Consider the following 6398-nt stretch of genomic DNA (forward strand, 5'->3'; position numbering starts at 1 on the left):
CACCGCATTCGCGAGCAAGCCCGCTCCCACATTTGGATCTATGTAGGGTCTTTAAGTCCGGTTACTTGCCGAGCTTACGCAACTCATCCGACTCCACCACCCGCACCCCATCCTGCTCTTCCAGTGCCAGGCGCCACATGGCCCGGGCCAGTTCGCACACTTCAATGCCACGGTATTTGCCGGGGATCAGCTTCGATAATGGCCCCGCCAGTTGTTCGGTCAATCGCGGTTCCAGCCGCTCACCCAGCAGCAGCGATGGCCGTACGATGGTCAATTGCGGCCAGCCCTGGGCCTTGAGGGCCTGCTCCATTTCGCCTTTGACCCGGTTGTAGAAAATCGAGGATTTAGGGTCGGCGCCAATCGCGCTGATCACCACCAGGTGGCGCGCGCCCATTTCCCGGGCGCGCTTGGCAAAGGCCACCACCATGTCCAGGTCAACAGCGCGGAACGCCGCCTCCGAGCCTGCTTGTTTAATGGTGGTGCCCAGGCAGCAGAAGGCCAGGTCGACCCGGCCGCTCAGTTGCGGCAAAAACACCGCAGGGTCTCCCACCGGGTTTTCCAGGTGTGGGTGTTCGGCCAACGGCTTGCGGCTGGGCGCCAATACGCGGGCCACGGTGGGTTCATTGAGCAGGCGGTCGAGCAGGTGTTCGCCGGTCAGGCCGGAGGCACCGGCAAGCAAGATATGCTGAGGTGTCAGGTACATGGTGTTTCCCCCTTGTTACACGTTACAGCTTAGTTGCCTTTGGCTTCCTTGCTATTCATTGAGACGCTTTCGAGCGCCTTTCGTGCCTGCTGTTTGCGTAAAAGTTGCCAGTGGGCGATGACGCCCTTGGGGGCCCAGATCTGCGGCTCGGAAGGCTCGAAGCTGTCCGCCTGTTCGCGTTCGGTCACATGCAGTTGCGCCAGTTTGAAGGCCTGCTGCAAGTCATCGGTCTGGTTGAAGGCTTGGGCGAAGAGGGCGTCGCCGAAGTAGGTGAAGTCGGCCTCCTCGGAGCAACCGAAAGACACGCGGTCGGCCCGGGAGGCGGTCATGATCAGGGTGCGCTCGTCTTTGAGGGCCGGGATGAAACCGCCGGAATAGCAGGCCGAAATCACGACGATCTTGTCGCGGTTCTTCAGCGGCGCAAGCACGGCGGCCAGTTCATCGGCGGGCAGGTCGGCCAGTTCCATGCGCGGTTGGTCCAGCACCAGTTCATGTTCGTGGGTGCCGTGGCTGGTCAGGTAGATAAACACCAGGTCTTCAGGCCCGGTGCGTTCGGCCAGGGTCTGCACGGCGCGGCGCAGGCTTTCGCGGGTGGCCAGGGGGCGGTCGGCGATATGGTCGCGGTGGTTGACGAGGCGGATCTGCCCGCGCGCGCCGAAGCGAGTGGCGAGCATGTTGCTGACAAAGTCGGCTTCACGCAGGAATACGCTTTGTTTGCCGTCACCGGCCAGCACCAGGGTGTACAGCTCCACGGCGGCGGTGGAGGCGGGCACGGCAGCGAGGGCGGCATCCAGGAGGTGGCCTTGGGCTAGCACTCCCATTTCCAGTGGGTCGGGCAACAGCTTGCCATCGGCGTCACGCACGCGCATGCCATTGACCCAGGTACCCGCCTGCACAGTGCCATCGGTGAGCACCAGGGTGCCGCGGCCCTGGTAGCTGTCGCTGTCGAAGCCTCCGATATAGAAGCTGCCATCGGTCAGGTTCAGGCGGCCTTCGCCGGTGAAGCGCCAGTCGCTGAACTGGCCGACGTAGTGGCTGCCGTCCACACCGATCAATTCGCCTTTACCGCTCAGGGCACCTTCCTTGAACTGGCCGATCCACACGTCGCCGTCAGCGTTTTCGTAGCGGCCTTTGCCGTTGAGCTGGTTCTGTTTGAACTGGCCGACATAGATGTCGCCGTCGGCGCTGTTGAACGTACCGTTGCCTTCCAACTGCCCATCCACAAAACGGCCGCTGAACTGGTTGCCGCTGTCGTCGTTGCGCTGGCCTTCGCCATTGGGTTTGCCATGGGCGAACTGGCCCTGGTATTGGCTGCCGTCCGCCAGTTCCAGGCGGCCGAGGCCGGAATACTGGTCATCCTTGAATTCGCCGCGATAGGTCATTTGCCCCTCTTTGAGGGTGCCTTCGCCATTGCGCCGACCGTTCTTGAAGCCGCCCACAAAGTGGCTGCCCGCCGTGGTCAGGCTGCCCTGGCCGTCAAACAGGCCCTGCTGGAACTGGCCTTTATAGACTTCGCCATTGCTGCCATGCCATTCGCCCTGGCCGTGCCACTGGCCCTTATCGAACTGGCCGGCGTACCAGCTGCCGTTGGGGTAGTCCACGCGGCCTTCGCCCTGCAGCAGGCCATTGACTACATCACCCCGGTAACGGCCGCCGTCGGGCAGGCGCGCATCGGGCGGCAACAGCGATTCGCCGTCTCCGCAAGCGGTGAGCAACAGGGCAAGGGCAAGGGGGGCGAGTGGGCGCATAGCGGGATCCGGATAATTGAGCGCCGAGTATGCCGTAGCCGGGAGGTTCATACATAAATTTACATACCCTGTGGCGAGTTTCAGTGCCTCGCCACAGGGTCGGGCTTACACGAAGCAGAGTGACAGCGACTCGGCAATGTAGGCAGGTTTTTCCTGGCCGTCGATTTCCAGGGTGCACACGGCCTTGAGCAGCCATTGCCCAGGTTTTTTCTCCGTTGCGTCGGTCAGGCTGACGTGCAGGCGCACCCGGGAGTCGACCTTGACCGGCTGGATGAAACGCACGCTGTCCAGGCCATAGTTGACCGCCATCTTCAAGCCTTCGGGCATGATCAGGATGTCTTCGATCAGCTTGGGGATCAGCGACAACGACAGGAACCCGTGGGCGATGGTGCCGCCAAACGGGGTTTGCGCGGCCTTGACCGGGTCGACGTGGATGAACTGATAGTCGCCAGTGGCTTCTGCAAACAGGTTGATGCGATCCTGGTCGATGGTAAGCCAATCGGAACGTCCCAGTTCCTTGCCGACATAATCGTTGAGCTGCGCTACAGGTACATAGGGCATTGCGTCTCTCCTTGGTTCATCGGTTTGTAGGAGCGGGCTTGCTCGCGAAGCTCGTTAACGATAGCGCGGGCATTCAGAATGATCGCGGTGTCTTGACGGTCTTCGCGAGCAAGCTCGCTCCTACAGTGTTGGTATTTTTGTGGGTTACAGAAATCCACTGTAGATCATCATGGGCACCGGGCTCGGTCAAGCCACCATGCTTTTGGCGAATGCCGGTGTATATCGCGGGCATGCTTATAATGCCGGCACGTTGAAAGGGGGAAAGAACGGATGCTGTTACGTGGGCTGACATGGCTGGTGCTGTTCCAATTGATCGGTACGGCGATCAATCATCTGCTGTTGCCGATCTTGCCGGGGCCCATTGTCGGGCTACTGCTGATGCTCGGCTTTTTGATCTGGAACGGCGAAGTCGGTGAGCCCCTGAGCCTGGCGGCCAGCAGCCTGCTGCGTTACTTGCCATTGCTGCTGGTGCCGCCAGCGGTGGGGGTGATGGTGTATGCCAAGGACATCCTCGCAGACTTCTGGGCCATCGTCGGTGCGCTGGTGTTATCGCTGGTGATCGCCATGGCCTTTGTTGGCGTATTGATGCAACAGATGGTCAAGCGCAAGGAGAAGGATCAATGACCTTCGACTGGCATGGCGCGTGGACGGCGGTGATTCATCACCCACTGTTCGGTATTGGCATCACCCTGGGCGCTTATCAATTGGTGCTCGCGGGTTTCGAGAAGACCCGCTGGATTTTCCTGCAGCCGGTACTGGTCTCGATGCTACTGGTGATCGGCATCTTGCTCACCTGTGGCCTGAGTTACGCCGAATACCGCAAGAGCACCGAGATCATGGGCATTCTGCTGGGGCCTGCGACCGTGGCGCTGGCTGTGCCGCTTTATCTGAACCTGCGGCGCATTCGCCAATTGTTCTGGCCGATTTTTACTACGCTGGTGATAGGTGGCGTTTTGGCCACCGGCCTGTGTGTGCTGCTGGGCCAGTGGTTCGGCGCTGAACACATGATGCTGATGACCATGGCGCCCAAATCGGTCACCTCGCCGATTGCCATGCTGGTGGCCGAGCAGATCGGCGGCGTGGCGGCATTGGCGGCGGTGTTTGTGCTGATCACTGGGGTGGTGGGCGCGATGGTCGGCCCGGCACTGTTGTCGCGCCTGGGTGTACGCAGCCCCGAGGCGCGCGGCATGGCCCTGGGCATGACCGCTCACGCCGTCGGCACCTCGGTGGCGTTGCAAGAGGGCGAGGAGTGTGGCGCCTTTGCGGCGCTGGCCATGAGTCTGATGGGCGTGGCCACGGCGGTGTTCCTGCCGCTGGCCGTGTCGGTGATCGTTTAAACCGGGTTTAAGGAAAGCTTTATGAGTCTGGCACTGTTCCCGCTCAATACCGTGCTGTTCCCTGGCTGCACCCTCGATTTGCAACTGTTCGAGGCGCGCTACCTGGACATGATCAGCCGCTGCCTGAAAAAGGGCGAAAGCTTTGGCGTGGTGTGCATCCTCGATGGCAGCGAAGTGGGCGTGGCCCCGGACGGCTATGCATTGATCGGCTGTGAAGCGCTGATCCGCGATTTCAAGCAGCAGGACAACGGCTTGCTGGGAATTCGTGTCGAAGGCGGGCGACGTTTCCGCGTGCGGGATGCCGGTGTGCAAAAGGACCAGTTGCTGGTAGCGGACGTGCAATGGCTGGAAGAATTGCCCGATCAGGCGCTGGAGGAGGAAGACGCCGATCTGCTGGCGTTGCTCCAGGCCCTGGCCGAACACCCGATGGTCGCCTCGCTGGACATGGGCGCCCACGCTGACGGCCAGCAAGCCTTGGGCAATCAGCTGGCGTACCTGTTGCCTTTCACCGAGGCTGACAAGATCGACCTGCTGCAACTCGACGACCCGCAGCAACGCCTGGATGCGATCCAGATGCTGCTCGACGAGCTCCAGGGTGAACTGTTCACTCAGTAGGCATAGCGCAGCAGGGCGTGGGGCGTGCCGGTAAAGGCAATAAAACCGAGCACCGCGACCACGGCGGGCAGTACCAGCCACCAGGCTTTTTGCGACATGGGCGGCAATGGGCTGCGATGCTGGAAAACGGTCAGGCTGAACGCACACACCGTCATCGCCAGCAGCGTACCGGCGAGGATATCCGTAGGCCAGTGGGCGCCGAGGTAAACCCTCGACAGCGCGATAAACGCTGCGGGAATGCAGCCCAGCAGGAGCCAGGTCATGCGCAACCGCGTGGGCTGGCCACAGCCGGCCAACACCGCCAACGCCAGGAAAAACGCAAACGACCCCGAAGCATGGCCGCTGGGCATGCTGAAGCTGGTTAATGGGTCTGCAAGAATGTCTGGGCGGCCACGGGCGAAAAACAGCTTGGTGCCCGTGTTGATCACTGCCGCGCCTGCCAGCGTGGCGCCGACGAACAGCGCATGACGCCATTGTCGTGCCACCAGCAGTAGCCCGGTAAAGATGGCGCTGGCGACAAACATCTTCTTGAATTCGCCCAGTTGGGTGACCATCACCATGGTGCGGTCCAGCCAGCCGCTGCGGTGTTCCTGTACCAGTGCGCTCAGGCCCTGGTCAAAATCGTTGAGGTGCGGGTAGCCGATAAACAGGGCGATCAACAGTGTCAGGCTGGCGCAGCCAATCCACAACGTGGCACGGCGATGGCCGCGCAAGCTGCTGTTCAGGCTCAGCCCCAGCAATATCGCGATGCTCGCCGCGACAATCCCTGCCTCGGGCCAGAAACCCTCCGGCAATGGCAAGCGGAACGCTGCGCCGGTCGCCCAGCCCGGCAACAGATAAGCCACCGACCAGCCCGCAGCGGCCAGCACGCTCACCGCCGCGAAACGCGGGAAGGGCATGTCGCACATGCCTGCCACCATGGGCAGCATGGGGCGCAGTGGACCGATGAAACGTCCTACAAGGAGGCTTGCGATGCCGTACTTGTGGAAGTAGCTCTCTGCGCCGTTCATCCACTCGGGGTGATGGCGCAGGCCGGGCAAGCGCCGGATGTTCTGGTGGAAATGTCGGCCCAGGTAGTAGGAAACCCCGTCACCCAACAAGCCGCCTAGAAAACCCAGCAGCAGGGTTTCGCTCAGGGACAACGCACCGCTGCCGGCCAGCGCCGCAATGGCAAATAGCAACACCGTGCCAGGCACGATCAGCCCGGCGATGGCCAGGCACTCCACGCAGGCGACGATAAATACTGCCACCGCCAGCCATTCTGGATTCAGGGTCAGCCAACCGGTAATGCTATCGAGCCATTGGCCCATACACTCAACTCCATTCTTGAAATACATAACTTAAGCCAGTGAAGATCAACTGTGGGAGCGGGCTTGCTCGCGAATGCGGTGTGTCAGTCAATGCATGTATTGCTGATCCACCGCATTCGCGAGC

General features: G+C 61.5%; 7 protein-coding genes. 3 read left to right on the plus strand and 4 right to left on the minus strand.

What is annotated here, in order from left to right:
* Positions 1–61: 61 nt before the first annotated feature.
* The 3 genes from DYL59_RS31070 to DYL59_RS31080 form a co-directional block, all read right to left on the minus strand.
* Positions 62–703, minus strand: a complete 642-nt coding sequence (locus DYL59_RS31070; protein ID WP_135292605.1) for an oxidoreductase — start codon at positions 701–703, stop codon at positions 62–64.
* A 29-nt stretch (positions 704–732) separates the two neighbouring features.
* Positions 733–2451, minus strand: coding sequence for a C13 family peptidase (locus tag DYL59_RS31075; protein WP_135292606.1), 1719 nt, complete (start codon positions 2449–2451; stop codon positions 733–735).
* Positions 2452–2556: 105 nt separating this feature from the next.
* Entirely contained in the window at positions 2557–3012 is a 456-nt protein-coding gene (locus DYL59_RS31080) for a MaoC family dehydratase (RefSeq protein ID WP_135292607.1), read from the minus strand.
* 270 nt (positions 3013–3282) lie between these two features.
* On the opposite strand from DYL59_RS31080, the gene DYL59_RS31090 reads away from it, so the two are divergent.
* Genes DYL59_RS31090 through DYL59_RS31100 form a run of 3 tightly spaced genes read left to right on the plus strand, consistent with a single transcriptional unit; the run spans position 3283 to position 4964 of the window.
* Positions 3283–3636: a CidA/LrgA family protein gene (locus DYL59_RS31090; protein ID WP_135292609.1), complete on the plus strand. Its 354-nt coding sequence runs from the start codon at positions 3283–3285 to the stop codon at positions 3634–3636.
* Entirely contained in the window at positions 3633–4349 is a 717-nt protein-coding gene (locus DYL59_RS31095) for an LrgB family protein (RefSeq protein ID WP_135292610.1), read from the plus strand. The genes DYL59_RS31090 and DYL59_RS31095 overlap by 4 nt, the downstream gene beginning before the upstream one ends.
* Positions 4350–4370: 21 nt before the next feature.
* Positions 4371–4964 (plus strand): LON peptidase substrate-binding domain-containing protein, encoded by a 594-nt coding sequence (locus tag DYL59_RS31100; RefSeq protein ID WP_135292611.1) that lies wholly within the window; start codon positions 4371–4373, stop codon positions 4962–4964.
* Here DYL59_RS31100 and DYL59_RS31105 read toward each other — a convergent pair.
* Positions 4958–6274: a bifunctional DedA family/phosphatase PAP2 family protein gene (locus DYL59_RS31105; RefSeq protein ID WP_135292612.1), complete on the minus strand. Its 1317-nt coding sequence runs from the start codon at positions 6272–6274 to the stop codon at positions 4958–4960. The genes DYL59_RS31100 and DYL59_RS31105 overlap by 7 nt on opposite strands.
* Positions 6275–6398 lie beyond the last annotated feature (124 nt).

The sequence above is a fragment of the Pseudomonas kairouanensis genome, from assembly GCF_004682055.1.
GTDB lineage: Bacteria > Pseudomonadota > Gammaproteobacteria > Pseudomonadales > Pseudomonadaceae > Aquipseudomonas > Aquipseudomonas kairouanensis.

What these genes read in the sequence shown, in the direction of transcription:
- DYL59_RS31090 (WP_135292609.1), top strand. Translation starts at nt 3,283, where the DNA reads ATGCTGTTACGTGGGCTGACATGGCTGGTGCTGTTCCAATTGATCGGT.
- DYL59_RS31075 (WP_135292606.1), bottom strand. Translation starts at nt 2,451, where the DNA reads ATGCGCCCACTCGCCCCCCTTGCCCTTGCCCTGTTGCTCACCGCTTGC.
- DYL59_RS31080 (WP_135292607.1), bottom strand. Translation starts at nt 3,012, where the DNA reads ATGCCCTATGTACCTGTAGCGCAGCTCAACGATTATGTCGGCAAGGAA.
- DYL59_RS31070 (WP_135292605.1), bottom strand. Translation starts at nt 703, where the DNA reads ATGTACCTGACACCTCAGCATATCTTGCTTGCCGGTGCCTCCGGCCTG.
- DYL59_RS31100 (WP_135292611.1), top strand. Translation starts at nt 4,371, where the DNA reads ATGAGTCTGGCACTGTTCCCGCTCAATACCGTGCTGTTCCCTGGCTGC.
- DYL59_RS31095 (WP_135292610.1), top strand. Translation starts at nt 3,633, where the DNA reads ATGACCTTCGACTGGCATGGCGCGTGGACGGCGGTGATTCATCACCCA.
- DYL59_RS31105 (WP_135292612.1), bottom strand. Translation starts at nt 6,274, where the DNA reads ATGGGCCAATGGCTCGATAGCATTACCGGTTGGCTGACCCTGAATCCA.